This window comes from Sphingomonas psychrolutea, assembly GCF_014636175.1.
Classification (GTDB): Bacteria; Pseudomonadota; Alphaproteobacteria; order Sphingomonadales; family Sphingomonadaceae; genus Sphingomonas; species Sphingomonas psychrolutea.
Genome location: NZ_BMDW01000004.1, coordinates 33,262 through 58,445, shown reverse-complemented (window position 1 = coordinate 58,445; position 25,184 = coordinate 33,262). Strand labels below are relative to the sequence as shown.

Below are 25,184 nucleotides of genomic sequence, written 5' to 3'. Positions count from 1 at the left end.
CCGTAACGGGAGAGCGGAATGCGGGGTCGAATCGTCGTCAGTCTTTGCATCCTGCTCGCGGCGTGCGGCAAGGCGGCACCCGAGCAGGGCCCGGCGCCGAGCGCACCGCAAGTCCGCATTGCACAAGTCGGCGGCGCCGCCGGTGTGGCGACGGTCAGCGGCGTCGGCACTGTGGCACTCCGCCGCGAAACCTCGCTCGGCTTTACCAGCGCGGGGCGGATCGAGCGGCTCGGTGTCAATGAAGGCGATACGGTGCGGCGCGGGCAAATCCTCGCCGCGCTCGACACCACCACGGTCGCCTCCGACCTGACCCGCGCAACCGCCGAGCGTGAGCGCGCCCGCGCGGAATATGCGCGCAGCGACGGGTTGATGAAGCAAGGTTGGATCACCCGCCCACGCCTCGAGAGCGCGCGCGCGGCGTTGCTCGCGGCCGAGGCGCAAGTGCGCGCGGCGGGGTTTCAGCGTGCCAATGCCACGATCGCCGCACCCGGCCCGGGTACGGTGCTCGCGCGACTCGCCGAGCCGGGGCAAGTCGTTGCGGCGGGGACGCCGGTGCTGGTCATCGGCGAGGAAGCGAGCGGCTATATCCTGCGCTTGCCCTTGTCCGACCGCGATTCCGCGCGCCTGACGCTCGGCGCGCCTGCGCGCATCACGCTGGCAGCGCTCAACGATGACGTGATCGTCGGCCGCGTGATCGAGATGGCCGGCCGCGCCGACAAGGCGACGGGCACCTTCGCAGTCGAAATCGCGCTGCCCGACGACAAACGTCTGCGCTCGGGCCAGATCGGCAATGCGACGATTACCGCCAGCGGCGTCGGCGCGACCACGCTCGCCGTCCCGCCGAGCGCGGTGTTCGGCCCGCGCGCGGGCGAGGCGTTGGTCTATGTCGTCGACCTCGCGACGTCGCGCGTCCATCTGCGCAAGATCCGCATCGGTGAGGCGAATGACGAGGGTATCCGCGTGATGAGCGGTATCAAACCCGGCGAGTGGGTCGCGCTGTCGCGGGTCGATCGGCTGACCGACGGCATGAAGATCGCGCCACTCGGCTCCGCGCAATGAATCTGACCGCCTTTGCGGTGCGGCGCTGGCAAGTGACGCTCGTCGCCTTCCTGTTGCTCGCGCTGCTGGGCGTGTCGGCCTTCCTGACGATCCCGCGCTCGGTCGATCCGCATTTCCCGATCCCGACCGTCGTGGTGACGGTGATCCTGCCCGGTGCCGACGCCGCCGATATGGAGGAAACGGTCGCCAAGCCGCTTGAGGACGTGCTGCAGGGGCTCGATAATATTGACGAGATCCGTTCGACCAGCACCGATGGCACCGCGGTCATCTCGGTCAATTTCGAACATGGCACCGATGCCGAACAATCGCTCGACCGCGTGGTGCGCGAAGTCGGGTCGGTGCGCGACCGGCTGCCGCAGGGTATTCAGCGGATCGCTTTCCGTCGGCCGCGCACGACCGAGGCGGGGGTGTTGCAGCTCGCTTTGGTCAGCGACACGGCGAGCTGGCGGCGGATGGCGAAGTTCGCCGACGATATTCGCGACCGGCTGAATGTCGTTCCGGGCGTGCGTTCGACCAGCATCGACGGGGCTGCCAGCCCCGAGGTGCGCGTCGCGATCGATTCGGGACGGTTGGCCGAGGCGCGCATTCCCGCCTCGGCCGTCGCCACTGCGATCCAGCAGGGCGGGGTCGATCTGCCCGCCGGAACGCTCAATGCGGCGGGGCGGCGTTACAATCTCGACGCGGGCGGGGCGTATCGCGATGTCGATGCGATCCGCGCGGTGCCGGTACGCGCTAGCGACGGGCGGCTGGTGCGCGTCGGCGATATCGCGAGCGTGGAATGGAGCGAGGCCGAGCAGACGCATATCGCGCGCTTCAATGGCCACCGCGCTTTGTTCATCACGGTGCGGCAGAAGGACGAGGCCGATGCCGGAACGCTGCGCAACAATCTGGTCGCGGCGATCGATAAGGTCCGCGCGGGGTTGCCGCCCGATGTGAAGCTGGAGGTCGGGTTCGACCAGAGCAACGATATCCAGCGCAAACTGGCGCAGCTCGCGCGCGATTTCGCGATTTCGCTGGCGCTGGTGCTGGTCACGATCCTGCCGCTCGGCTTCCGCCCGTCGCTGATCGTGGCAATTTCGATTCCGCTCAGCCTCGCGATGGGCGTGCTGCTGCTCGCCTTGCTCGGCTATTCGCTCAATCAGATCAGCATTTCGGGATTCATCCTGTCGCTTGGTCTGCTGGTCGACGATTCGATCGTCGTGACCGAGAATATCGAACGTCACATCCGCGACGGCGACACGCCGAGCGATGCCGCGATCAAGGGCACCAATGAAATCACCGCGGCGGTGATGGGGGCGACCGGCGTTTTGCTCTTCGCCTTCCTGCCGCTGACCTTTCTGCCCGAAGGCGCGGGGGATTTCGTGCGCGGCCTGCCGATGGCGGTGCTGGTTACGGTGGCGAGCTCGCTGGTCGTATCGCTGACGATCATCCCGTTCGTCGCGAGCAAGCTGCTGCGCCCGCACACGGGCGAGGGCAATGCGCTGCTGCGCGGCATCATGGCGGGCATCCACCGCGTCTATGCCCCGATCCTGCACCGCGCGCTCGATCGGCCGCGGACGTGGTTCTGGGCGGCGATGGCGCTGTGCGTCGGCGCGTTCGCGCTCGTGCCGGTGCTGGGCTTCAGCCTGTTCCCGGCGGCCGAGACGCCATACTTCATCGTTCGCGTCGAATCGCCCGAGGGCGGCACGATCGCCGCGACCGACCGCGCGGTGAAGCAAGTCGCCGCGATCCTCCGGCGCGAGCCTGCGGTGGTCAACATCATGGAAAATGCCGGGCGCGGCAATCCGCAGATCTTCTACAACATCTTCCCCCGTGAGGAGCGCGCGCGTTACGGCGACATCTTCGTGACGATGAACGATTGGGACGTCAGCGAAAGCCCCAAGCTGCTCAAACGTCTGCGTACCGCGCTTTCCGGCTATCCCGATGCGCGCGTGACCTTGGTCAATTTCGAGAATGGCCCGCCGGTCGAAGCGCCGGTCGCGGTGCGGATCAGCGGCCCAGATCTCGCGGTGCTCAAGACGCTGTCCGATCGTGTCGGTGTGGCGCTGGGCGAGGTGCCGGGCCTGCGCGACATCGACAATCCTTTCGCGTTCGACCGCGTCGATATGGATCTGGGGCTTGATGCCGCCAAGGCGAGCTTGCTCGGCGTGGCCCCTGGCGAGGCGCGGCGTGCGGTGCGGCTCGCGATCAGCGGCGAGCAAGCGAGCCGGTTGCGCGACAATGAGGGCGATACCTGGCCGATCACCGTGCGGCTCCCGATGGCGGCGAACCAACCGGTTTCGGCCTTGTCGAGCATCTACGTCCCAACGCTCGCGGGGGGCAGCATCCCGCTGCTCGAAATCGCCAGCCCCAAACTGAAGAGCGTGCCGCCGCTGATCACGCGCTACAAATTGCAGCGCACGGTGACGATTACCGCGTACAACCAGCCGGGGGTGCTGACCTCCAACCTCAACAGCGCGGTGACCGCACGGCTGGCGAAGATCGACTTGCCGCCGGGCTACAGCTTCGGCATCGGCGGCGAGGCCGAGGCGGCGCGGCGCAATTTCTCCGGCCTGGGGCCGATCATCCTGCTCGCGACCTTCGGCATCTTCGGCGTGCTCGTGCTCGAATTCGGGCGCTTCCGCGAGACGATGGTGGTGGCAGGCGTCATTCCGCTCGGCACGGTCGGCGGGCTGGTGGCGATGCTGCTGACCGGCAATTCGCTGTCCTTTCTCGCGATCATCGGCTTCGTTGCGCTGATCGGGATCGAGATCAAGAATTCGATCCTGCTGGTCGATTTTACCACGCAACTGCGCGCACGCGGGATGGCGCTGCGTGAAGCGATCGAGAAAGCCGGCGAAATCCGCTTCCTGCCGGTGCTGCTGACCTCGGTCACCGCGATCGGCGGCTTGCTCCCGCTCGCGCTGGGTGGGTCGTCGCTCTATGCGCCGCTGGCGTGGGTCATCATCGGCGGGCTGATCAGCTCGACCTTCCTTAGCCGGATCGTCACACCAGTCATGTATCTGCTCGCGGTGCGCAGCGACGAAGCCAAGCGCCTGGCGGCGCAGCCAATCTCTTAACTTCTTCTTCCTCCGCGTCTCCGCGTCTCCGCGTGAATCAGCCTTTTTTTTGTTCACGTTGAGACGCGGAGACGCGGAGAAGAAAGGGGGTGTTGCGCTGCGCGCGGCGGGGTCGTAAAAACACATTCGGGCGACCGCAGCGGTCGCCCTTTTGCGTTTCAGGAGACGAGCCGTGACCACCCCAGCCTTGATGCCCGTGTACCCGCGTTGCGGCGTGCGCCCGGTGCGTGGCGAGGGCTGTTATCTTTACGGCGAGCAAGGCGAGAAATACCTCGATTTCGCCGCCGGCATCGCGGTCAATGCGCTCGGCCATGGCCACCCTAAATTGGTCGAGGCGATCGCCAAGCAGGCGGCGACGCTGATGCACGTGTCGAACCTCTACGGCTCGCCGCAGGGCGAGAAACTCGCGCAGCGGATCGTCGACAACAGCTTTGCCGACACGGTGTTCTTCACCAATTCGGGCGCCGAAGCGGTCGAATGCGCGATCAAGACCGCGCGGCGGTATCACTATGCCAATGGTAATCCGCAGCGGACGACGCTGATCACCTTCAACAACGCGTTCCATGGCCGGACGATGGGCGCGATCTCGGCGACCAACCAGCCCAAGATGCGCGACGGGTTCGAGCCGTTGCTGCCCGGCTTCCGCTATGCGCCGTTCAACGATCTTGAAGCGGCGCTGGCGCTGATCGACGATACCACCGCGGGCTTCATGGTCGAGACGATCCAGGGCGAGGGCGGTGTTTCGGCGGGGACGGTCGAATTCATCCAGGGCCTGCGCAAGGCTTGCGACGACCATGGCCTGCTGCTCGTGCTCGACGAAGTGCAGTGCGGTTACGGGCGCACCGGCAAGATGTGGGCGTATGAACATTACGGCATCACGCCGGACATCCTGTCCTCGGCCAAGGGCATTGGCGGCGGCTTCCCGCTCGGCGCCTGTCTCGCGACCGAGGAAGCGGCCAAGGGGATGGTGTTCGGCACGCACGGATCGACGTACGGCGGCAACCCGCTGGCGATGGCGGCGGGAGAGGCGATCCTCGACGTGATGCTGGAAGATGGCTTCCTCGACCACGTCACCGCAATGGGCGAGCGTCTGCGCACTTCGGTCGAGCAGATGATGCCCAATTTCGATCATCTGTTCGAAGGCGTTCGCGGCAAGGGCCTGATGTTCGGCATCAAGCTGAAGGACACCGCCGTCGCGCGCGATTTCGTGGCGCATTTGCGCGATCATCACGGGTTGCTGACGGTCGCGGCGGGCGAAAATGTCGTGCGCGTTCTGCCGCCGCTGGTGATCGAGGAAGCGCATATTGCGGAGTTCGTGCAGAAGATCAGCGACGGCGCGCGGAGCTTTGCGCCTGCGGCGGTGGCGGCGTGACCTCCCCTGTAATCCTCCCCGGAACGGGGAGGGGGACCGTGAGCATTCAGCGAACGGGGGAGGGGGCTCTCCCCGCGCGTTCCGCTCGTGGCGCTCCCCCTCCACCATTTTGCCGAAGGGGCAAAATGGTCCCCCTCCCCGTGCCGGGGAGGATTTAAGATGCGCCACTTCCTCTCGCTCTCCGACGCCGGCCCCGATGGGATCGCCGCGATGCTGGCCGATGCGCTCGACCGCAAGGCGGCGCGCGTCGGTTGGCCCAAGGGCAAGGCAGACGCCGACGCGCCGCTCGCCGGTCACACGCTGGCGATGGTGTTCGAAAAGAACTCGACCCGCACCCGCGTGAGTTTCGACATGGCGATCCGCCAGCTCGGCGGGTCGTCGGTGGTGCTCGACTCCGGCACCACGCAACTCGGCCGCGGCGAGACCGTCGCGGACACCGCACGCGTGCTGTCGGGCTATTGCGACGCGATCATGCTGCGCACCGATGATCATGCCAAGCTCGAGGAAATGGCGCATCATGCGACCATTCCCGTCATCAACGGCCTGACCGACAATTCGCACCCGTGCCAGATCATGGCCGATCTGCTGACGATTATCGAGGCGGGCAAACCGCTCCCCGGTCTCAAGGTGGCGTGGCTGGGGGACGGCAACAACGTGCTCGCCTCGATCATGGAAGCGGCCGGGCTGATGCAGTTCGATGTCGTTGCCGCCTGCCCGCAAGGCTTCATGCCGCCCGAGAATGACGTCGCGCTCGGCAAGGGCCGCGCGCGCGTTGTCGGCACGGCGGCGGAGGCGGTCGAGGGCGCCGATGTGATCGTCACCGATTGCTGGATCTCGATGGGGCAGGATCACGCCGACACCAAGCTCGCCGCGATGCTGCCCTATCAGGTCGACGCCACGTTGATGGCGAAGGCGAACCCCGATGCCAAGTTCCTCCACTGCCTGCCCGCGCACCGCGGCGAGGAAGTTACGGCGGAGGTGATCGACGGGCCGCAATCGCTGATCTGGGCGGAGGCGGAGAACCGGCTGCACGCGCAGAAATCGGTGCTGCGCTGGTGCTTCGGGCAGATCGGTTGAACCCCGCCTGAGGCTCCACCATATTCGTCATCCCAGCGAAAGCTGGGATCTCCTGGACGTAGGGCGCTCCCGAGCCCCACGAGACCCCAGCTTTCGCTGGGGTGACGAAAGAGTGTGATGACAGAAACTTCCACCTCCGACACCGACCGCGCGCTCGGCTTCACCATTCCCGATCGCCACGCGCGCGGGCGGATCGTGCGACTTGGCCCCGTGCTCGACACGATCCTCGCCGCCCACGCCTATCCCGCGCCGATCGAGGCGCTGCTCGCCGAGGCGCTGACGCTTGCGGCGCTGATCGGATCGACGCTGAAGGATGCGGGCGGGCAACTGACGCTGCAGGCGCAGACGCAGACCGGCATCGTCACGCTGCTGGTGTGTGATTACAAGGGCGGCGAGCTGCGCGGCTACGTCCAATATGATGCCGATCGCCTCGCCGCTGGCCCCGAAAACCCCAGCCTGTTCGCTTTGTTCGGCGCGGGCTATTTGGCGATCACCTTCGATCAGGCGACGACCGGCGAGCGCTATCAGGGCATTGTCCCGCTCGACGGCGATTCGCTGAGTGCTGCGGCCGAGCATTATTTCCTCCAGTCCGAACAAATCCCGACACTGGTGCGCGTCGGCGTTGGCGGCCGCGTCGCAGGCGGGCTGTTGCTGCAGCATTTGCCCGAGGGCGAGGATGGGCGCGAGCGGCTGCACACAAGGCTCGATCATCCCGAATGGGAGCATGTCGCGATCCTCGGCCAGACGATGAAGGCGGAGGAGCTCGCCGATCCCGCGATCCCGCTCGAAACGCTCGTCTGGCGGCTGTTCAACGAAGAAGAGGAAGTTCGCCTCCACGGTGAAACCGGTCTGGTCCGCGGATGTCGTTGTTCGCCCGACTATATCGCGCAAGTGCTCGCCAAATTCCCGCCCGAAGAACAGCAGGCAATGGCGGATGAGAGCGGGACGATTTTCGTCGATTGCGCGTTCTGCGCGCGGAAGTTCCCGGTGGTACCGGCGCCGCTCGATAACGCAGGGATCGTTACGTGACCGATATTGTTCGTCGCTGGCCTGCCCGGAGTGTGGTATCGTGTGCCCCTGCGAGACACGAGATCGTCTGCGCGTAATCGGGCGGGAAGCAACGGAATGCGAGTAGGAACCTTGGCGTGCCGCATCGGCGCGGGCTTGTTGATGACAGCCGGTTTGGCGGCGGCTGCACCCGCCGCTGCGCCGACGCTCGCTGCGGTCGCACGGATCGAGCCGGGACAGTGGCAATTGAAGGCGCGCGATTCGGCTGCCGTGCCGAGCACGCTGTGCATCGGCGATGCTGACATGCTCATCCAATACGGCCACACCGGCGTGCAGTGTCAGCGTTTCGTGATCGCGAATGAGGTCAATCTTGCGACGGTTCACTACACCTGTCCCGGCACCGGTCACGGCCAGACCAGCGTAAAGGTCACGACCCCCCGCAATTTCAGTCTGGAAACGCAAGGCATCATCAACGGCGCGCCGTTCGAGGAACAGTATGAAGCGCGCCGGATCGGGGCCTGCCCCGTCAATGCGGCGACCCATTAAGCGGCGGTTTACGATTGAGTGGTAGGACACCGTTGTGCAGATTTTTTGACGGCACGCTTTCTCCCTAATTGCCCGGCGACGGGCGCCACTGGGTCGCTTTCGGGCGGCCCGTTTTTTGTGCTGCGCTTGCGAAAGCACGCCTTTGGGCGTACCCAGTCGGCATCATGACATTTGAAACGACCTCTTCGGTCACGTCACTGGCCGTCGTGCTGGTGTCGGGTGGCCTCGATTCGATGGTAGCGGCGGCGCGGGCGCGCGAGGACGGGTATGGCCTGCTCGCGCTGTCGGTCGATTATAACCAGCGGCACCGGCTCGAGCTTGCTTCGGCGCGGCGCATTGCGACGGCGCTAGGCGCGGAGCGGCACGTCGTGCTCCCGCTTGATCTCGCGGCGTTTGGCGGCTCGGCGCTCACCGCCGACATCGCCGTGCCCAAGGACGGCGTGCAGCCCGGCATTCCGGTGACCTATGTGCCCGCCCGCAACACGATTTTCCTCAGCCTGGCGCTTGGCTGGGCCGAGGCGGCGGGCGCGCGTGACCTCTATATCGGCGTCAACGCGCTCGATTATTCGGGCTATCCCGATTGCCGCCCCGAATTCATCGCCGCGTTCGAAGGGCTGGCCGAACTCGCGACCAAGGCCGGGGTCGAGGGCAGCCCGTTCCGCATCCACGCGCCGCTCCAGCACATGACCAAGGCCGATATCGTGCGCGAGGCGGCGCGGCTCGGGCTCGATGCCGGCATGAGTTGGTCGTGCTACGATCCGGCGCCGGGCGGCTTGCATTGCGGCGAATGCGACAGCTGCCGCCTGCGCAAAAAGGGGTTCGAGGAAGCGGGCTTGCCCGACCCGACCCGCTACGCGGTCTGATCGGGTGACGTACACCGTCAAGGAAATGTTCCTGACGCTACAGGGGGAGGGCGTGCAGGCGGGCCGGCGCGCGGTGTTCGTGCGCTTTGCCGGATGCAATCTCTGGTCGGGGCGCGAACAGGACCGCGCGACCGCGGTGTGCCGTTTCTGCGACACCGATTTCGTCGGCACCGATGGGGCAGGCGGCGCGAAGTTCGCCGATGCCGCCGCGCTGGCTGCGGCGGCGGCTGGCTTTTGGGGGGCGGGCGAGGCGTTGCGTTTCGTCGTGCTGACCGGCGGTGAGCCGATGCTGCAAGTCGATGATGCGTTGGTTGATGCACTCCATGCCGCCGGGTTCGAAATCGCGATCGAGAGCAATGGGACGTTGCCTGTCCACCCCGGAATCGACTGGGTCTGTATCAGCCCCAAGGCCGGGAGCGAGGTCGTGCAGCGCCACGGCGACGAATTGAAGCTGGTTTGGCCGCAATCCGGCAGCGATGTCGCAGAGTTGGAAACGTGGGATTTCGCCCACCATTTGATCCAGCCGCTCGACAGCGCCGGCGCTGCAGCCAATCACGCCGCGGCGATCGATCTCGTTTTGGCGCGGCCAAAATGGCGACTGACGCTGCAATCGCACAAAGCGCTGGGACTGCGCTGACCGGTTCAAACACGCTGAACCAACACCGTTCGCCCTGAGCCTGTCGAAGGGCGCATCTCCGAACGCTACGTCGCTCGCGGGGGCACGTGCCCTTCGACACGCTCAGGGCGAACGGGAGAAGTGGGGCGCGCAGCTACCGGAATGATAGCGTGAACGGTCCGCATTTGCGATCCTGCCACTGGTCGCGGCGGTTCCAGCAGACATCGTCGAGCCGGGGCAGCCATGCGCGCGTGTCGATCCGGACATAGCGCGGGAAACGTTCCTCACCCCAGGGTACCAACGCGTTACGCATCGCACTCATGTTATTGACGGCAACCTCGTAGACGGTGCCACGCGGTGCATAAGCGGCAGCGGCGGCAACCTGCGCGGCGGTTTGACAAAAGCCATATTGCGCGGCGACGGTGGTAAAGGCCGAATAGGTCCGCGTGCCATAGCGGTCCATCGCGGTTTGGCCGGGCTTCACGCCCTTGGCGGTGCGATTGAAATATTTGACAAGCGTGTCGAACGATTTCTTGAATTCGTCCTTATGATTGGCGAGCGCGACATTGTAATTCTCGACCGTCAGCAGCGTCGGCTCGAACTGGCATTGCAGCGCGGCGACGTTGAGCGCGGAGCGTAAATTCCACACCAGATTGGCGCGAATTTCATCGGGGGTGGCGCCCGGCAGGGTTGGCAGCCCGGGTTCGTCGCCACGGATCGGCGGGCCGCTCATATCGTGCGGCTGGAAGAAGAACTGGGCCGAAGCCGGGGTGGCGAACGCGGCGACGGAAAGCGCGGCGGTCACGGCAAGGGTACGCAACACGGTCATTCTTGGCCTCTCATCATCGGGGACCGCGATTACGGCGTTTCGCGGCGCAACCCAAACTCTTTTTCGAATTCGGTGCCGTCGCGTCAAGCGCTTGCGCGCATCGACATTCCATCGCCCCGAATCGAAAGGGCCGCCCGGTTGCCCGGACGGCCCTCGATATAATCGTTCCCGTTTGGGAAGGATTACATCTTGTTCTCGGTGGTCATCGTCGTGGTGTTCGACGTCATCATGGTGTCGTTCGACATCATCGCGCCATCGTTCGCCATTGCGCCGTCGGTCGCCGTCATGGTGTCGTTGGTGGTCATCGTGTCGGTCGAGTTCATGTCGGTGACCATCGTGTTGTCGGTCGTCGTCGTCTCGGTCTTGGGGGTGCAAGCCGAAATGGCAATCGCGGCAACAGCGATCATCGAACCAGCAGCGACTTTGGAAATGAATGCACGCATTGGAAAGCTCCCTAGATAATGGATTTGGTTGGCCTCGAGACCTTTAATACCCAAACCGTAGTGGACATTAGCCCGGAATCGCCGTGCCCTCAAGCCCAGATTTCTCACCCCAAAGAATGAGTATCAAGAAAAGCGCCGAATCGGCACGCCAATGCCGCGTCGAACGTCGCAAAATCGGTCGGCGCGCCGATCCTTTCGGCGCTGGTCACGCCGAATTCAGCTAAGCCGCACGGCACGATACCGCCGAAATGTGCCAAATTCGGGGCAAGGTTGACCGAAAAGCCGTGCAGCGTGACCCAGCGCCGCACGCGCACCCCGATCGCACCGATTTTAGCCTCCACCACACCGCTGCCGCCCGCCGGATCGGGGACATGGGTCCAGATTCCGACCCGACCGTCCGCCCGAAACGCCGGAATCCCCAAATCGCCCAACGTATCGATCACCCAACCTTCGAGCGCGTGGACATAGCGGCGCACGTCGCGCCCGCGTTTGTTGAGGTCGAGCACGACATAGCCGATGCGTTGCCCCGGACCGTGATAGGTGTAGCGCCCGCCGCGCCCGGTCTGCACCACGGGAAAGCGCGGATCGAGCAACTCGGCCGGATCGGCACTGGTCCCGCCGGTATAGACGGGGGGATGTTCGAGCAGCCATACCTGTTCGCGCGCGTCTCCGGCCGCAACGGCGGCGGCGCGCGCCTCCATTTGCGCGAGCGCTTCGGCATAAGGCACTGGCGAGGGCGCGATGCGCCATTCGATCTCGTCGGGAATTGCAGTCACGAAATCTCGAATGGGACAGGACCTTGAGCAACGCAAGTCATTGGCAAGCCGCTTGCGCTTGCGCTAACAGCCTTTCAACTTCCGGGGGAGACGGACGACGTGATTGCAACGATGAGCACCGTGTGGGACCGCACTGCCGAGTTCCTCAGCGACAATTTGGCAGCGCTCACGCCAATCGTGTTGCTCGGGATCTTCGTGCCGTTGACGTTGCTCGGTAATCTGATGCCGTTGATGGGGTCGAGCGGACAAGTCGGCGATTGGGCGCTTGGGGCAATCGTGTTCGTGCTCGCGCTGGTTACGACCTGGGGCGGTATCGCGATCACCGCGCTCGCCTTCGATCCGGGTGCCGGCCGCGGCAGCGCGGTCGCCACCGCCAATCGCCGGATCGCGCCGGTCCTCGGAATTGGACTGGTCACGACGCTCGCGGTTCTGCTGCTCGCGGTGCCGATTGCGGTGGCGCTGGGGATGAGCGGCCTCGATATGACCGCGATGGCTGCCGGCAAGCCACCGACAGGCGTCGTCAATGGCTGGGCGCTCAGCTTTGCGACGTTCTATATGATCGCCTTCGCGGTCTTCCTGCTCTGGGCCTATGCCCGGCTGGTCCTGCTGATCACGCCGATCATGGTGATGGAGCGGCGCGGGTTGGGGGTTTATGCGCGTGCTTTCGTGCTGACTCGCGGCATTGCGTGGAAGGTGATCGGCGTCTTGCTGCTTTATGCGATTGTCTCGTGGGTTGCATCGGCGGCGGCCAAGACGGTGTTCGGCAGCGTGTTCGGCCTGTTGATCGGGGGGACGGGACCGATCACGCTCGCCTCGGTCCTCACGCAGATTGCGGTGGCGACGATCTCGACGCTCTTTTCGGTCCTGTCGGTCGCGTTCGTCGCGAAACTGTATCTGGCGACGCGCGATGCGCGCGAGGCGATCGTCGAGGCGACATGACGCTGAATGTAGCGGGCGTCCTGCGCGACGCCTGGGCCATGGCGAAGCGCGATCGCGATGTCCTGATCGCGCTTGCTGGGCTGCTGATTTTCGTGCCGCAATATGGATTGTTGTTGTTTCTCGGGCCGCAGCCCGAATTCCCGGGGTTCGAGGCGGATGCCGCCGCGTTGAAACTGTATAATGATGCCAGCACGTTGTGGATGACGACCTATGGCCCGGGCGTGTTGCTCGCAGCGTTCCTGGTCGTGATCGGACAAATCGCGATTACCGCGCTGTACGTCGATCGGGCAAGACCCGATGTTATGACCGCACTGCGCCGTGCGCCGCTGCTGTTTTTCCCCGCCTTGCTGGTGGTGACGATCGCGTCGCCGCTTGGCCTGTCGCTGCAGACCGTGCCGCTGCTGATCCTCCCCGCTGCCTATCTGGAGGGGCGGTTGTTGCTGACGATGCCGATTCTGCTGGGCGAGCGGCCGATTTCGGCGCTGCGCGCGGTCGTGGCAAGTTGGCGTCGGACGGCGGGGCATGGGTTGGTGGCGGCGGGCCTCGCCTGTTTCACCGTGGTCGGGGGCAGGGCCGTCGCGCTGCTGTTTCTGGCACTCGGCGAGGTGTGGGGCCGCGCGCCGATGCAAAATCCGTTCGTGATGGCGTTGATCGACGGCGGTGCGGCGCTCGGCGCTACGCTGGGCGCGGTCGCGACGTTTCTGGTTCAGGTTGCGCTCTACCGGCGGCTCAGCACCGGCACCTGAGGGGCGGCATCGGGCGGCAAATGCCCGGTGATACGTGGATCGGCGAAGGTTTCGACCGTGCGCCCGATCGCCACGAAGCCCTGCGCGCGGTAGAAATTGAGCGCCGAGGGGTGATCGAGCGTGCAGGTATGGACCCACACGCGGTCGATTCCCTTGATCCACGCCCGCGCCAGCGTCTCGGCCATCAGCCAGCGGCCCAGACCCTTGCCCGCGAGTTCGGGGATCAGCGCGAAATACGAAATTTCGCACGCGCGCGGCGCGCGGAAATCGAGTTCGAGCATCCCAACCTCGATCCCGGCGCGATCGACCACCGCATAGATCGACACGGCGGGATCGTGGATGATGTCGAGCAGCTGCTGCTCGGTCATCACCAGTCGCGAGAACCACAGCCAAGGCGCGCCGACTCGCCGGAACAGCGCGCGATATTTCTCCGCGCTCGGCCGGTCCCACGCCACCAGCCGCAGCGGCGACGACGGGAGCGGGCGCAGCGGCGGCTTTCTCCGCATCTCCAGCGTGGTAACGATCGCTGCGACCTCGTCGTCGCGAACCGGCATCAGCCCCACAGCGTCAGGACCCCCATTTCACGACCAGGTGGCGAGTGGCGGCAAGCTCATCAGAATCGCGTCGATATTGCCACCGGTCTTCAGCCCGAACAGCGTGCCGCGGTCGTAGACCAAATTGAATTCGGCATAGCGCCCGCGCCACTCGAGCATCTGCGCGGTGTCAGCAGGGGTGAAGTCCGCATTCCTCCGCCGCCGCACGATGCGCGGGAAGGCATCGAGAAAGCCGCGACCAATATCCTGAATAAACGCGAAATTGGCGGCGAAATCGCCCTCGAGATGATCGCAGAAAATGCCGCCGACGCCGCGGTGCACCTTGCGATGCGGAATGTAGAAATAGTCCTCGGCCCATTTCGAATAGCGCTCATAATAATCCGCGCCGTGCGGATCGCACGCCGCCTTCATCGCGCCGTGAAAGTCGGCGGTATCCTCGGCATAGGGAAGCGGCGGGTTGAGATCGGCACCACCGCCGAACCAGCGCTTGGTGGTGACCAGGAAACGCGTGTTCATGTGGACTGCCGGCACATGCGGGTTCGCCATGTGCGCGACCAGACTGATCCCGGTCGCAAAGAAGCTCGGATCCTCGGCAGCGCCGTGAATCGTCTTGCCGAATTCACCTTCGAACGCGCCGCCGACGGTCGAGACGTTGACGCCGACCTTCTCGAACACTTTGCCCTTCATCACGCCGCGCACACCGCCGCCGCCGGGGGACCCGTCCGGATTGGGGCGATCCCACGGCGTGTATTCGAAATCCGCGTCCGATCCAGCTTCGCGCTCGATGCTCACAAATTCGGCGCAGATCAGGTCGCGCAAATGTTCGAACCAGACGCGTGCCTGTGCCTGTTGCGTGTCGAGTTCGATCATTCCGGCCACCCTTGTGTTTGTCGTAAAGCTTCGGCGAGCGCGATTCCCGCCGCGACCGCGACATTCAGCGATCGCATCCCCGCCGCAAGCGGAATTCGCACTTGAACATCGGCGCGGGCGTGAACGCTATCGGGAACGCCGCTCCCCTCCGATCCCATCAGCAGCACATCGTCAGGCCGGAACTCGGCCGAATCGAGCCGCACCCCGCCGCGTGTGGTCAGCAAGACGATGCGCCCGCCGATCTGCCGTTCAAACGCGTCCCAATCGGCGTGGCGCCGCACATCGACGACGTGCGCATAGTCCATGCCCGATCGCGCGAGCGCCTTTTCGCTCCATGTGAAGCTGGTCGGTTCGATCACGTCGACGCCGGTGTTGAGGCACGCGCCGAGTCGGAGGATGGCACCGACGTTTCCGGCGATTTCGGGTTGGTAAAGGGCGATCCGCATTCCCCCCGCTAGCATCCCTAAAATAGATGGCAAAATCCTGTTGGCAAAATCCCGCGCTCGCGTCTAACAGAGCGCACAGCGCCGCCTTTCGTGCGGTGCTTAAGGCATCCCCGCGCATTCTTCGCGGGTGGGCACATCAAATTTGTCGTTCATCCGCTTTGGGTTTGGCGGGCGAGCGAAGTGCAAGGGCAAGTGGATGGCAAGCGGCAATACCCTCGAAATTCCCAGTCAACACCAAGCGCCGCCCGAAGGCGAACCGCGCCGTCGCGATTTTCTGAGCATCGCGGCCGTCAGTGCCGCCGGTGTCGGCGCGATCGCGATCGTCGTGCCCTTGGTCAACCAGATGAATCCTTCAGCCGACGTGCTCGCGCAAGCGACGACCGAGGTCGATCTGTCGAAGATCGAGGCTGGGCAGGGCGTCACCGTGTTCTTCCGCAAACAACCGTTGTTCGTCCGCAACCTGACCCCGGTCGAGATCGCGGCGGCGGACAAGGTCGACGTCAAGACGCTGCGCGACCCGGAGACGCTCGCGCAACGCACGCGTGGGCAGAAGAACTGGCTGGTCACGATGGGCGTCTGCACCCATCTCGGCTGCGTCCCGCAGGGTATCGTCTCGGGCGAAAGCCGCGGCGAATTCGGCGGCTATTTCTGCCCGTGCCACGGATCGCAATACGATACCGCGGCGCGCATCCGTAAAGGTCCGGCCCCAAAAAATCTGATGGTGCCGGACTATACGTTCACGTCAGCAACGACGATTTCGGTAGGGACCAAGGCATGAGCTTCCCCTGGGCAAAGCATTACGCGCCGTCGAACGGCTTCACCAAGTGGATCGATGAGCGCCTGCCGCTCCCGCGCCTGGTCTATGGCGCGGTCGGTGCGGGTTACCCCGTGCCGCGCAACCTCAATTATTTCTGGAACTTCGGCGTGCTCGCGGGTGCGGCGCTCGGCATCCAGATCATCACCGGCATCGTGCTGGCGATGCATTATGCGGCGAATGGCGGCGTGGCGTTCGATTCGGTCGAACACATCATGCGCGACGTCAATGCCGGGTGGTTCCTGCGCTATGCGCATGCCAACGGCGCATCGATGTTCTTCATCGTGGTTTATATCCACATTTTCCGCGGCCTCTTCTACGGATCGTACAAGGCCCCGCGCGAAATGATCTGGCTGCTCGGCGTCACGATCTTCCTGCTGATGATGGCGACCGCCTTCATGGGCTATGTCCTTCCCTGGGGTCAGATGAGCTTTTGGGGTGCGCAGGTGATCACCGGTTTCTTCTCGGCGATCCCCGTGGTCGGCGAAACGATCCGGATCTGGCTGCTCGGCGGCTTTGCGCCGGACGATGCCGCGCTCAACCGCTTCTTCTCGTTGCATTATCTCCTGCCGTTCGTGATCGCGGGCGTCATCATCCTGCACATTTGGGCGCTGCACATCCCGGGTTCGAACAACCCGACCGGCGTTGATGTGAAGGGGGAGCAGGACACCGTTCCGTTTCATCCTTACTACACCGCCAAGGATGGCTTCGGGCTTGGCGTGTTCCTGTTCATCTTCGCGGCGCTGGTGTTCTTCGCGCCGAATGCGCTCGGCCACCCGGATAATTACATCCCGGCCAACGGGCTGCAGACACCGGCACATATCGTGCCCGAATGGTATTTCTGGCCGTTCTACGCGATCCTGCGCGCCTTCACGGTCGATTTCCTGTTCATTCCAGCCAAGCTGCTCGGCGTGCTCGCGATGTTCGGGTCGATCCTGCTGCTGTTCTTCCTGCCCTGGCTCGACAGCTCGCCGGTCCGCTCGTCCAACTATCGCCCGCTCTACCGGATCTTCTTCTGGCTGCTGGTAGCGGATATCGCGGTGCTGGGTTGGTGCGGCGGGTCGCCGGCCGAGCCGATCTACGTGATCCTCAGCCAGATTTGCGCGGCCTATTATTTCGCGCACTTCCTCATCATCCTGCCCATCGTTTCGCGGATGGAACGTCCGCAGCCCTTGCCGAACTCGATCACCGAGGCGGTTCTGGCGAAAAAGGGTGGCACTTCACCGGCTCATACCGCGCTCAGCGGTAGCCCGGTTCCGGCCGAATAAGGGGCAATACGACCAATGGTTCGCGCAATCGCAATCCTCATCGGCGCCGGTTTCGTCGCTGTCCTGTCCTGGGCGCTGTTCTGGTCGGTCGAGGGGCTCATCACCGAGCCCCCGGCGGCAACAGCCGTTGCCGAGTTCCACCTTCACCCGAAGGAAGTCGCTTTGGCTTCCAACGGCTTGCTCGGCACGTACGACAACCGTCAGCTGCAGCGCGGGCTTCAAGTGTATAAGGAAGTCTGTTCGAACTGCCATTCGCTCAAGCATGTCGCGTTCCGCGACTTGACGCAGATCGGCTATTCGGCGGCACAGGTGAAGAAGTTCGCCGCCGACTGGGGGACCAAGGCCAAGCAGTTCGATCCGAAATCGGGCGATACGACCGAGCGGCCCAACACGCCCGCCGATTATTTCCCGACCGTCTATTATCCCGGCCAGGGCAATCCGCCAGATCTGTCGCTGATCACCAAGGCGCGGCATGACGGCCCGGCCTATGTCTATTCGCTGCTGACCGGTTACGGCGAACCGCCAGCCGCGATGCTCAAGAAATATCCGGATGCGAAGACCCCCGACGGGCTCTATTTCAACCAGTATTTTGCAACGCTCAACCTCGCCATGCCGCCCCCGCTCGCGCAGGATGGTCAGGTGACGTATCTCGACGGCACCAAGCCGACCGTGAAGCAAATGTCGGCGGACGTATCCGCCTTCCTCGCTTGGGCGGCCGAGCCGAACTTGCCGACGCGGCATGGTTATGGCTTGGCGGTGCTGGCGTTCCTCGCGTTCTTCACGCTGCTGACCTACGGCGCGTACAAGAACATCTGGCGCGATATTAAGCACTGAGACCCGCGCCGCACGCTTCACGCCATCTGTCATCCCCGCGAAAGCGGGGACCCAACACCAGCCGGTCGAAATGGGTCCCCGCTTTCGCGGGGAGGATACGATGAGCGCGGACCGGGTCCGAAAGTAACGAGCGAGGGCATCGTGGCCGACACTGACGACCGCAACGCTGATCTTCGGGCGCTGATCCGCACGATTCCGGACTTTCCCAAGCCCGGAGTCCAGTTTCGCGACATCACAACGTTGCTGCTCGACTCGGTAGGCTTTGCCGCCGCGATTGCGCGCATGGCCGCTGGTACGCAGGGGCCGGTCGATCTCGTCGCCGGGATTGAGGCACGCGGGTTCATCTTCGCCGCCGCGCTGGCCGCGCCGCTCGGGGCAGGCGTGCTGCTGATCCGCAAGGACGGCAAGCTTCCCGGTACGACGATCGCCGAAGATTACGCGCTCGAATATGGCACTGACCGCATCGCGATGCATGCCGATGCGCTGGTGCCGGGTCAGCGTGTGTTGCTGGTCGACGATCTGATCGCGACCGGCGGCACCGCCCGCGCTGCCGTACGGCTGTTGCGCAAGGCTGGGGCGATGGTAACCCAAGCGCAGTTCCTGGTCGATCTGCCCGATCTCGGCGGGGCGGATGCGCTGCGTGCCGATGGTCTGGCGGTCGATTCGCTGGTGGCGTTCGCTGGGCATTGATCGCGGCAACGGAACAAACCGCGTCCGAGCCGGGTTCATCAGGGATCGCGGTGCTGTAAAGATCAGTGGCGCGATTCCAGCCTAAGGATCGCGCCATGTCTCGCCTGAAACTCGTCTTTGCCGCTGCCGCTCTGGTCTCGATCGGCGGGTTGTCGGCGTGCGCGGATGGTTATGGCTATGGCGGCCTGTCGGCGGGATATGGCGCCAGCGCCTGGGATCCCTATTATGGCGGTTATCGCGCAGATCCCTATTGGGGCTGGAACAACGATTCCTATTATCCGGGCACGGGATCGTACGTTTACGACCGCCAGAACGTCCGCCGGCGCTGGAACCCGCAGCAGCGCGGCTATTGGCAGGGGCGGACGCAGTCATGGCGCGGCGCACACCGCGAAATGCGCCCGATGTGGCGCGACTATGGGGTGCAGGGCCGACCGGGTTGGGGCCGCCGCCGCTAGGCGATTGGGCGCGTCGCGATCAGGCCGATCGAGACGAAGGTCATCACCACGACATCGTCCTGGTTGAGGACTTTCATCCGGCTGCGGTAACTCCCCATTTCGGGGCGGCTCTGCGACGCGCGTTTGTCGAGAATCTCGGTTTCGCAGCGCAGCGTGTCGCCGGGATAGACCGGTTTGAGCCAGCGGAGTTCGTCCAGCCCGGGGGAGCCCAACCCCGCCTGGCGGTGCGCCTTCAGATTTGCGACGACCATCGCCATCGTCATCCCGCACGTGTGCCAGCCGCTTGCCGACAGCCGCCCGAAATGCGTCTGCGCCGCGGCCTCGTCCGACAAATGGAAGGGTTGCGGGTCATAACGTTCGGCGAACGCTACGACCTCTTCGCGCGTCACCTCATAGCGTCCGAATGACGCCGTCGCGCCGACCTCGATATCTTCAAAATACTGCATGCGCCACGTGTCGAGCCGGACGCGCCCTAACGCAAGCGTTACTTGTCGAGCGCCGCGCGGAACGGGGCATCGTCGCCGTCGAGTCCCGTGCCTGCGGGCAGCCGCAGCAGATCGCGAAGCAGCGGCGCGACATCGACATTGTCGAACGGCGGCAGCGTGCCCAGTGGCCTGATCGCCGGTCCGCTGGCGATGAACACAGCGGCCATTTCGGGCGCGGCACTGTCATAGCCATGATTGCCCAGACCACCGGCATCGGTGGGGGTGGTCTTCGCCAGCAACCACCCGGTTTCGGGCAGGCAGAAATAGGGCGGGATGCGCGGGTTGGTGCCATAGTGGAGCCGCGCCGGGATGTCCGCCTTGCGCCAGCAGTCGAAATGTGAGTGCTTGCCGAGCAACGCTTTTTCCAGCGCCGCTTCATGGCCTGCAACCGGATAGAAACTGGCGAACGGTCCGGAGTCGAAGATCCGATAATCGGCCGGATCGGCGATCTTATCGATCGCGATTGTGCGTTGGGCACTGGTTGCCGCCATGCCGTGATCGGCAACAATGACGAGGTTCGCTGGCTGCCCGAGCGCGCGCAGGCCCGCCACCAGCGTGCCGATCGAGGCGTCGACATCGGCGACGGCGGCAGTCGTTTCGGCTGCGTCAGGGCCATAGGTATGCCCGGCGGTGTCAACCGTGTCGAAATAGAGCGTCAGGAATTTCGGCCGGGTCGCTGCAGGGCGCCGCAACCAGTCGATCACACTCGCCACGCGTTGCTGCGCCGGAACCGCGATGTCGTACGGCCACCAATCCTCGGCACGCACGCCGCCGACCGGCTTCTTGTCCTTGGGCTTGGTGCCGCCCCATGCGACGTTCGATCCCGGCCAGAACAGCGTCGCACTGCGCACTCCGGCGCGCTCCGCCGTCACCCAAATCGGTTCGGCCGCGTTCCACCAGAACGGGTCTTGCGAGTCCGCCATCGTGAACTTCACCCCGGGCAGGCGGGAGTCTTCCATCGCGTTGGAGACGATCCCGTTGCGATCGGGCCGTAATCCGGTGACGAGCGTCCAGTGATTGGGGAAGGTTTTCGACGGAAAGCTCGGCCGCATCGCCGCGCTGATCCCGCGTGCCGCCAGCGCATCGAGATTGGGAGTCACGCCGCGCGCGCGATAATCCGGCCGAAACCCGTCGATCGAGACGAGGATGGTCACCGGAGCACGCACCTCCGCCACCACGGCGGACGGGGCGGGCGGCCCCGCCAGTGGTGGCGTGACGCATGCTTGCAGTGCGGCACACAAGGCAGCGGCGACAATACGGGAGGTCCAGCGCATGGGCCTCCTCTTGCGGCGCATGTGCGTCACGCTCATGACAGAGCCGGGGGCATCCGGTGACGAACCCGCGCCGCCTTATGCCAGCCCCGCCCAGTCGCAAGCTCAGACATTGAAGCGGAACAGCATCACGTCGCCGTCATGGACGACATATTCCTTGCCTTCCTGCCGCAACTTGCCCGCGTCGCGTGCGCCCGCCTCGCCTTTCAGCGTGACGTAATCGTCAAAAGCAATCGTCTCGGCGCGGATGAAGCCGCGTTCGAAATCGGTATGGATCTCGCCCGCCGCCTGCGGGGCCTTGGCGCCAACGTGCACCGTCCAGGCGCGCGCCTCCTTCGGGCCGACGGTGAAGAAGGTGAGCAATTGTAGCAGCTTGTACCCGGCGACGATGACGCGCGTGAGGCCGGTTTCGGACAGACCCAACTCGGTGAGAAAGTCGCCGCGTTCCTCCGGGGCCATCGTCGCAATCTCGGCCTCGATCGCGGCGGAGACGACGACCGCTTCGGCCCCTTCGGCCTTGGCCTTTTCGAACACGCGCGCGGAAAAGGCATTGCCCTCGGCGGCATGCGCTTCATCGACGTTGCAAACGTAAAGCACCGGCTTGGCGGTCAGCAATTGCGCCTGCGCGAACGCGCGCGCCTCGTCTTCGTCCTTGGGCACGGTCAGCCGCGCGGGCTTGCCTTCGCGCAGCAAATCGAGCGCCTGCGCCAGCACCGATGCGGCGATCTTGGCTTCCTTGTCGCCTTGCGTGGCTTTCTTCTGAAGGTTGGGTACGCGCTTTTCGAGGCTCTCGAGATCGGACAGCATCAACTCGGTCTCGATTGTCTCGGCATCGGCGATCGGATCGACCTTGCCTTCGACATGCGTCACGTCGTCATCCTCGAAGCAACGCAGCACATGCACGATCGCGTCGACTTCACGGATATTGCCGAGGAACTGGTTGCCCAGGCCTTCCCCTTTCGACGCGCCGCGCACCAGGCCTGCAATATCGACGAAGCCCAATTGCGTCTCGATGATCTTGGCCGAGCCCGCCACGGCGGCGAGCGCCAGCAGCCGGTCATCGGGTACCGCGACATTGCCGACGTTCGGCTCGATCGTGCAGAACGGATAATTCGCCGCCTGCGCCGCTGCCGTCTGCGTCAACGCATTGAACAAAGTGGACTTGCCGACATTGGGCAGTCCCACGATCCCACACCGAAATCCCATGATCTTCCTTGAACCGTCATTTTCGTGAAGCCTCGCCGATACGGCGTCCGGCGCGGGAATGCCAGTGCGCGGTGCCGCACGGCAAAGCGGGAACGAACGATTGCGCCAATCGGTGCGGTGTGTAGGGATCGTACGGGCAACGATCAGTCGGGGGGCTGGATGGGGGCTAAGAAAAATCTCGCGGCACTTGGCTGCATAACGCTGCTGGCCGGCGGCGTGCTGCCGACTTGCGCGCCCGCTGCGCCGCGCGAGGCGATCCCCCGTATCTACCTTGCGTTTCGCGCGTCGCTTTTGCCCGATCCGGTTCCTGCCTTTCCCGGGATTGGCGAGCGTATCGTGCGCGCACCCGGCCCCCCGGCGCAGCGCGACATTCTCGGGTGGCTGGAGGCGCGGACCGCGCTTCGTCCGGCGCGCACGATCGTCGATTTCCGCCCCATGCCAACATCGAACCTGCGGCTCTCGCTCGGTACGCGCTTTTATAGTGGCTATAGCGCCGACGGCACATCGCCCGGCGCCGAAGCCGCGTTGAATTTCAACCCGCGCGGCAACAATCGACCGGCTGCGCTGCGGGACGGGTTCGATCGGTTCGCCCCGATCGCGCTGATCGGCTTCGAGCGCGCGATCGGCGGCGGGTGGCGCGCAGGGGTGGATGCGGGCGCGATGCTGGGGCGGGCGGTCTCGGTTGTTCCCAATGTCGACCGGCCGGGCGGCATATCGGGCGCGCAAACCCCGCGCGCCGACCCGCTCAATCCCGTCGGGGCCGTGACGCTGAATTACGCATTCTAGGCGTTACCAGCGATAGTTGAAGCTGATGCTCACGCGTTCGGCCTTGGCATTGCCGGGGGCAACTTCGTGCCGCAGCCAGCTTTCCCACAGCAGCACGCTGCCCGCTTGCGGTTCGATATAGACGAAGGGCTTCAGCCCCTCCGGCGCATCGGCGCGGCGCGGCGGTGCGGCCATCATCATCGGCAAGCGCGGATCCTCGAGCTTGAGCGCACCGGCGCCCGGCGGCACCGCGATATAGACCGTGCCCGACACGACGCTGTGGGGATGAACATGCCCCGAATGCGTGCCGCCCGGTTTGAGGACGTTGACCCACAGGCTGTCGAGCTTGAGCTTGCGGTCGTTCAATTCGAACGCGCATTCCTCGGCAAATTTGGCGACATGTTTGTTGAGCACTTTGACCAGATCGCCGAACGCCGGGTCGCGGTGTGGCAAGTCATTGAGCGAGGCGTAAGACGTATAGCCGCGATAGCCATGCTCCTTCGACCATGCCCGCCCGGCGCGGTCATCCTGTGCCAGCGCGTGGCACGACCGGTCGAGGTCGGCGACCAGCGCCGCATTCTTCAATTTGCCCTCGTAGAACGGGGTCGCAAACAAGGTCCGCACGTTCATTTTTCGTCCCCAAGCCGCAGTGCCACGTCGCTCATAAAGCGTTGATCGTCGCCGGTCGCGAGCCAGGCCGCCTCCGCCGATACCGCGCCGAGCAGATCGGCGAGCCGGTCCATCTCCGCCTTGGCATAATTGCCGAGCACATAGGAACTGACTTTATCCTTATGCCCCGGATGCCCGATGCCGAGCCGCACGCGGCGGAAATCCTCGCCGATATGCTGCGCAATCGAGCGGATGCCATTGTGCCCCGCCGCGCCGCCGCCGGTCTTCACCTTGACGCGGAACGGGTCGAGATCGAGCTCGTCGTAGAACACGGTCACCGCGTCGGGCTCGAGTTTGTAGAAGCGCATCGCCTCCCCGACGCTGCGCCCGCTTTCGTTCATGAAGGTCGCGGGTTTGAGCAGCAGGATCTTCTGCCCGCCGATCCGGCCTTCCTGAGTCCAGCCCTGGAACGCTTTCTTGACGCTGCCGAAGTCGTAGAAGTCGGCGATCGTATCGGCCGCCATGAAGCCGACATTGTGCCGGTTGAGCGCATATCCTGCGCCCGGATTACCGAGGCCGACCCAGAGTTGCATTTCTAAAATCACCCCTCCCCTTCAGGGGAGGGGCCGGGGGTGGGGCCTCTCCACGTGCGTATCGCTTGACGAGAGGCCCCACCCCAACCCCTCCCCTGAAGGGGAGGGGCTAAGTTGTCATTACTCTGCGGTGTCGCCCTCTGCTGCTTCGGCGGCAGCCTCTTCAGCAATCGCCGCATCGGCTTCGTCCTCGGCAACCGTCGGCACCGTCGGCGGCACGATCGTCGCAATCGCGAAATCGCGATCGGTGATCGCGGGCTCGACGCCCTTGGGCAGCTTCACGTCCGAAATGTGGATCGAGGCACCGACGTCGAGGCCCTTGAGCGAGATCGTGATCTCGGTCGGGATGTCGGCGGCGTCGCACACCAGTTCGAGCTCATGGCGCGTGATGTTGAGCACGCCGCCAAGCTTGGCGATGCCGGGCGAAGCGTCTTCGTCGGTGAACACCACGGGCACGTTGACGTGCACCGTCGTGTGCGCGCCGATGCGCAGGAAGTCGACATGCGTCGGGCGTTCGGTGACGGCGTCGAAGGCGACGTCCTTGGGCAGGGTGCGAACCTGCTGGCCACCGGCCTCGATCATGATGACCGAATTCATGAAGTGACCCGTCATCAGGAGACGCATCAGCGCCTTTTCCTCGACGTGGATCGACAGGGGTTCCTGCTTGTTGCCGTAGATTACGGCGGGGACGCGGCCTTCACGACGAAGCAAACGGGAGGCTCCCTTGCCAACCTGTTCGCGCGTCTCGGCTGCGAGCGTCAATTGGTCGCTCATTGCAAACTCCGATTACGTTAGGGTTCAGATGCTCGACCAGGCCTCCAGGGATGACCCTGATCGAAGCGGCGGCCTATAGGGGAGGGGGGACGCGGACGCAACTGCGCTAAAGTCCCTCTCCCTTTGGGAGAGGGAGGGAGGAGCGAAGCGACGGAAGGGTGAGGGCAGTACGCGCTGAGATCCTGCCCTCATCCGGCGCTGCGCGCCACCTTCTCCC

General features: G+C 64.7%; 28 protein-coding genes. 16 read left to right on the top strand and 12 right to left on the bottom strand.

Annotated elements, in window-relative coordinates; genetic code table 11:
• Positions 1-18: 18 nt before the first annotated feature.
• The 8 genes from IEV62_RS04480 (at position 19) to queE (ending at position 9,621) form a co-directional block, all read left to right on the top strand.
• The gene (locus tag IEV62_RS04480; RefSeq protein ID WP_188445669.1) at positions 19-1,059 is read left to right on the top strand and encodes an efflux RND transporter periplasmic adaptor subunit; all 1,041 of its coding nucleotides are present in this window, start codon (positions 19-21) and stop codon (positions 1,057-1,059) included.
• Entirely contained in the window at positions 1,056-4,118 is a 3,063-nt protein-coding gene (locus IEV62_RS04475) for an efflux RND transporter permease subunit (protein WP_188445668.1), read from the top strand. Before IEV62_RS04480 ends, IEV62_RS04475 begins: the two co-directional genes overlap by 4 nt.
• Positions 4,119-4,290: 172 nt before the next feature.
• Positions 4,291-5,490 (top strand): aspartate aminotransferase family protein, encoded by a 1,200-nt coding sequence (locus IEV62_RS04470; RefSeq protein ID WP_188445667.1) that lies wholly within the window; start codon positions 4,291-4,293, stop codon positions 5,488-5,490.
• A gap of 159 nt (positions 5,491-5,649) precedes the next feature.
• Positions 5,650-6,567 carry an ornithine carbamoyltransferase gene (argF, locus tag IEV62_RS04465; RefSeq protein WP_188445666.1) on the top strand — a complete coding sequence of 306 codons (918 nt, stop codon included), beginning with the start codon at positions 5,650-5,652 and terminating at the stop codon, positions 6,565-6,567.
• Between the two features lie 117 nt (positions 6,568-6,684).
• Positions 6,685-7,596, top strand: coding sequence for an Hsp33 family molecular chaperone HslO (hslO, locus tag IEV62_RS04460; RefSeq protein ID WP_188445665.1), 912 nt, complete (start codon positions 6,685-6,687; stop codon positions 7,594-7,596).
• Between the two features lie 141 nt (positions 7,597-7,737).
• Complete coding sequence (locus IEV62_RS04455; protein WP_229732817.1) at positions 7,738-8,121, top strand: DUF3617 domain-containing protein; 384 nt, start codon at positions 7,738-7,740, stop codon at positions 8,119-8,121.
• Positions 8,122-8,285: 164 nt separating this feature from the next.
• A complete protein-coding gene (queC, locus tag IEV62_RS04450; protein ID WP_188445663.1) occupies positions 8,286-8,984 on the top strand; it encodes a 7-cyano-7-deazaguanine synthase QueC in 699 nt (232 codons plus the stop codon).
• A 4-nt stretch (positions 8,985-8,988) separates the two neighbouring features.
• Positions 8,989-9,621 (top strand): 7-carboxy-7-deazaguanine synthase, encoded by a 633-nt coding sequence (gene queE / locus IEV62_RS04445; protein ID WP_188445662.1) that lies wholly within the window; start codon positions 8,989-8,991, stop codon positions 9,619-9,621.
• A 133-nt stretch (positions 9,622-9,754) separates the two neighbouring features.
• On the opposite strand, the gene IEV62_RS04440 is transcribed toward queE, so the two are convergent.
• The 3 genes from IEV62_RS04440 to lipB all read right to left on the bottom strand — a co-directional run bounded on the left by IEV62_RS04440 (position 9,755) and on the right by lipB (position 11,648).
• Positions 9,755-10,429, bottom strand: coding sequence for a hypothetical protein (locus tag IEV62_RS04440; protein ID WP_188445661.1), 675 nt, complete (start codon positions 10,427-10,429; stop codon positions 9,755-9,757).
• A gap of 182 nt (positions 10,430-10,611) precedes the next feature.
• Entirely contained in the window at positions 10,612-10,872 is a 261-nt protein-coding gene (locus IEV62_RS04435; protein WP_188445660.1) for a hypothetical protein, read from the bottom strand.
• A 104-nt stretch (positions 10,873-10,976) separates the two neighbouring features.
• Positions 10,977-11,648, bottom strand: coding sequence for a lipoyl(octanoyl) transferase LipB (gene lipB, locus IEV62_RS04430; protein WP_188445659.1), 672 nt, complete (start codon positions 11,646-11,648; stop codon positions 10,977-10,979).
• 99 nt (positions 11,649-11,747) lie between these two features.
• Here lipB and IEV62_RS04425 point away from each other — a divergent pair, with 99 nt between their 5' ends.
• Both IEV62_RS04425 and IEV62_RS04420 read left to right on the top strand, forming a co-directional pair.
• Positions 11,748-12,587, top strand: coding sequence for a hypothetical protein (locus IEV62_RS04425; RefSeq protein ID WP_188445658.1), 840 nt, complete (start codon positions 11,748-11,750; stop codon positions 12,585-12,587).
• Positions 12,584-13,333 carry a hypothetical protein gene (locus IEV62_RS04420; RefSeq protein WP_188445657.1) on the top strand — a complete coding sequence of 250 codons (750 nt, stop codon included), beginning with the start codon at positions 12,584-12,586 and terminating at the stop codon, positions 13,331-13,333. The genes IEV62_RS04425 and IEV62_RS04420 overlap by 4 nt, the downstream gene beginning before the upstream one ends.
• Here the strand turns inward: IEV62_RS04420 and IEV62_RS04415 are convergent.
• Genes IEV62_RS04415 through IEV62_RS04405 form a run of 3 tightly spaced genes read right to left on the bottom strand, consistent with a single transcriptional unit; the run spans position 13,306 to position 15,203 of the window.
• Positions 13,306-13,896: a GNAT family N-acetyltransferase gene (locus IEV62_RS04415; protein WP_188445656.1), complete on the bottom strand. Its 591-nt coding sequence runs from the start codon at positions 13,894-13,896 to the stop codon at positions 13,306-13,308. The genes IEV62_RS04420 and IEV62_RS04415 overlap by 28 nt on opposite strands.
• An 18-nt stretch (positions 13,897-13,914) precedes the next feature.
• Entirely contained in the window at positions 13,915-14,757 is an 843-nt protein-coding gene (gene hemF, locus IEV62_RS04410) for an oxygen-dependent coproporphyrinogen oxidase (protein WP_188445655.1), read from the bottom strand.
• Positions 14,754-15,203: a tRNA (cytidine(34)-2'-O)-methyltransferase gene (locus IEV62_RS04405; protein ID WP_188445654.1), complete on the bottom strand. Its 450-nt coding sequence runs from the start codon at positions 15,201-15,203 to the stop codon at positions 14,754-14,756. Before IEV62_RS04405 ends, hemF begins: the two co-directional genes overlap by 4 nt.
• 196 nt (positions 15,204-15,399) lie before the next feature.
• On the opposite strand from IEV62_RS04405, the gene petA reads away from it, so the two are divergent.
• The 5 genes from petA (at position 15,400) to IEV62_RS04380 (ending at position 19,264) form a co-directional block, all read left to right on the top strand.
• Positions 15,400-15,981: a ubiquinol-cytochrome c reductase iron-sulfur subunit gene (petA, locus tag IEV62_RS04400; RefSeq protein WP_188445653.1), complete on the top strand. Its 582-nt coding sequence runs from the start codon at positions 15,400-15,402 to the stop codon at positions 15,979-15,981.
• The gene (locus IEV62_RS04395) at positions 15,978-17,285 is read left to right on the top strand and encodes a cytochrome b (RefSeq protein WP_188445652.1); all 1,308 of its coding nucleotides are present in this window, start codon (positions 15,978-15,980) and stop codon (positions 17,283-17,285) included. The genes petA and IEV62_RS04395 overlap by 4 nt, the downstream gene beginning before the upstream one ends.
• A 15-nt stretch (positions 17,286-17,300) precedes the next feature.
• Complete coding sequence (locus IEV62_RS04390; RefSeq protein WP_188445651.1) at positions 17,301-18,119, top strand: cytochrome c1; 819 nt, start codon at positions 17,301-17,303, stop codon at positions 18,117-18,119.
• Positions 18,120-18,260: 141 nt separating this feature from the next.
• A complete protein-coding gene (locus IEV62_RS04385; protein ID WP_188445650.1) occupies positions 18,261-18,809 on the top strand; it encodes an adenine phosphoribosyltransferase in 549 nt (182 codons plus the stop codon).
• A 95-nt stretch (positions 18,810-18,904) separates the two neighbouring features.
• Complete coding sequence (locus IEV62_RS04380; RefSeq protein WP_188445649.1) at positions 18,905-19,264, top strand: hypothetical protein; 360 nt, start codon at positions 18,905-18,907, stop codon at positions 19,262-19,264.
• Here the strand turns inward: IEV62_RS04380 and IEV62_RS04375 are convergent.
• The 3 genes from IEV62_RS04375 to ychF all read right to left on the bottom strand — a co-directional run bounded on the left by IEV62_RS04375 (position 19,261) and on the right by ychF (position 22,226).
• Positions 19,261-19,710 (bottom strand): MaoC family dehydratase, encoded by a 450-nt coding sequence (locus IEV62_RS04375; protein ID WP_188445648.1) that lies wholly within the window; start codon positions 19,708-19,710, stop codon positions 19,261-19,263. The two genes, IEV62_RS04380 and IEV62_RS04375, sit on opposite strands and share 4 nt — an antisense overlap.
• A 38-nt stretch (positions 19,711-19,748) precedes the next feature.
• A complete protein-coding gene (locus IEV62_RS04370; RefSeq protein WP_188445647.1) occupies positions 19,749-21,023 on the bottom strand; it encodes an alkaline phosphatase family protein in 1,275 nt (424 codons plus the stop codon).
• Positions 21,024-21,125: 102 nt separating this feature from the next.
• A complete protein-coding gene (gene ychF / locus IEV62_RS04365; protein WP_188445646.1) occupies positions 21,126-22,226 on the bottom strand; it encodes a redox-regulated ATPase YchF in 1,101 nt (366 codons plus the stop codon).
• Between the two features lie 159 nt (positions 22,227-22,385).
• On the opposite strand from ychF, the gene IEV62_RS04360 reads away from it, so the two are divergent.
• Entirely contained in the window at positions 22,386-23,012 is a 627-nt protein-coding gene (locus IEV62_RS04360) for a hypothetical protein (protein ID WP_188445645.1), read from the top strand.
• Positions 23,013-23,015: 3 nt separating this feature from the next.
• Here the strand turns inward: IEV62_RS04360 and IEV62_RS04355 are convergent, their stop codons facing one another.
• The 3 genes from IEV62_RS04355 to IEV62_RS04345 all read right to left on the bottom strand — a co-directional run bounded on the left by IEV62_RS04355 (position 23,016) and on the right by IEV62_RS04345 (position 24,967).
• Positions 23,016-23,621, bottom strand: a complete 606-nt coding sequence (locus tag IEV62_RS04355; RefSeq protein ID WP_188445644.1) for a TIGR02466 family protein — start codon at positions 23,619-23,621, stop codon at positions 23,016-23,018.
• Complete coding sequence (pth, locus tag IEV62_RS04350; protein WP_188445643.1) at positions 23,618-24,193, bottom strand: aminoacyl-tRNA hydrolase; 576 nt, start codon at positions 24,191-24,193, stop codon at positions 23,618-23,620. Before pth ends, IEV62_RS04355 begins: the two co-directional genes overlap by 4 nt.
• A 120-nt stretch (positions 24,194-24,313) precedes the next feature.
• Positions 24,314-24,967: a 50S ribosomal protein L25/general stress protein Ctc gene (locus IEV62_RS04345; protein WP_188445642.1), complete on the bottom strand. Its 654-nt coding sequence runs from the start codon at positions 24,965-24,967 to the stop codon at positions 24,314-24,316.
• Positions 24,968-25,184: the final 217 nt, after the last annotated feature.

Coding starts and splice junctions, on each gene's coding strand:
- IEV62_RS04355 (WP_188445644.1), bottom strand. CDS start 23,621: ATGAACGTGCGGACCTTGTTTGCGACCCCGTTCTACGAGGGCAAATTG.
- IEV62_RS04480 (WP_188445669.1), top strand. CDS start 19: ATGCGGGGTCGAATCGTCGTCAGTCTTTGCATCCTGCTCGCGGCGTGC.
- IEV62_RS04375 (WP_188445648.1), bottom strand. CDS start 19,710: ATGCAGTATTTTGAAGATATCGAGGTCGGCGCGACGGCGTCATTCGGA.
- queC (WP_188445663.1), top strand. CDS start 8,286: ATGACATTTGAAACGACCTCTTCGGTCACGTCACTGGCCGTCGTGCTG.
- IEV62_RS04370 (WP_188445647.1), bottom strand. CDS start 21,023: ATGCGCTGGACCTCCCGTATTGTCGCCGCTGCCTTGTGTGCCGCACTG.
- IEV62_RS04435 (WP_188445660.1), bottom strand. CDS start 10,872: ATGCGTGCATTCATTTCCAAAGTCGCTGCTGGTTCGATGATCGCTGTT.
- IEV62_RS04390 (WP_188445651.1), top strand. CDS start 17,301: ATGGTTCGCGCAATCGCAATCCTCATCGGCGCCGGTTTCGTCGCTGTC.
- petA (WP_188445653.1), top strand. CDS start 15,400: ATGGCAAGCGGCAATACCCTCGAAATTCCCAGTCAACACCAAGCGCCG.
- IEV62_RS04455 (WP_229732817.1), top strand. CDS start 7,738: ATGACAGCCGGTTTGGCGGCGGCTGCACCCGCCGCTGCGCCGACGCTC.
- ychF (WP_188445646.1), bottom strand. CDS start 22,226: ATGGGATTTCGGTGTGGGATCGTGGGACTGCCCAATGTCGGCAAGTCC.
- IEV62_RS04405 (WP_188445654.1), bottom strand. CDS start 15,203: ATGCGGATCGCCCTTTACCAACCCGAAATCGCCGGAAACGTCGGTGCC.
- IEV62_RS04395 (WP_188445652.1), top strand. CDS start 15,978: ATGAGCTTCCCCTGGGCAAAGCATTACGCGCCGTCGAACGGCTTCACC.
- hslO (WP_188445665.1), top strand. CDS start 6,685: ATGACAGAAACTTCCACCTCCGACACCGACCGCGCGCTCGGCTTCACC.
- IEV62_RS04475 (WP_188445668.1), top strand. CDS start 1,056: ATGAATCTGACCGCCTTTGCGGTGCGGCGCTGGCAAGTGACGCTCGTC.
- argF (WP_188445666.1), top strand. CDS start 5,650: ATGCGCCACTTCCTCTCGCTCTCCGACGCCGGCCCCGATGGGATCGCC.
- pth (WP_188445643.1), bottom strand. CDS start 24,193: ATGCAACTCTGGGTCGGCCTCGGTAATCCGGGCGCAGGATATGCGCTC.
- hemF (WP_188445655.1), bottom strand. CDS start 14,757: ATGATCGAACTCGACACGCAACAGGCACAGGCACGCGTCTGGTTCGAA.
- IEV62_RS04420 (WP_188445657.1), top strand. CDS start 12,584: ATGACGCTGAATGTAGCGGGCGTCCTGCGCGACGCCTGGGCCATGGCG.
- IEV62_RS04380 (WP_188445649.1), top strand. CDS start 18,905: ATGTCTCGCCTGAAACTCGTCTTTGCCGCTGCCGCTCTGGTCTCGATC.
- IEV62_RS04345 (WP_188445642.1), bottom strand. CDS start 24,967: ATGAGCGACCAATTGACGCTCGCAGCCGAGACGCGCGAACAGGTTGGC.
- IEV62_RS04440 (WP_188445661.1), bottom strand. CDS start 10,429: ATGACCGTGTTGCGTACCCTTGCCGTGACCGCCGCGCTTTCCGTCGCC.
- IEV62_RS04360 (WP_188445645.1), top strand. CDS start 22,386: ATGGGGGCTAAGAAAAATCTCGCGGCACTTGGCTGCATAACGCTGCTG.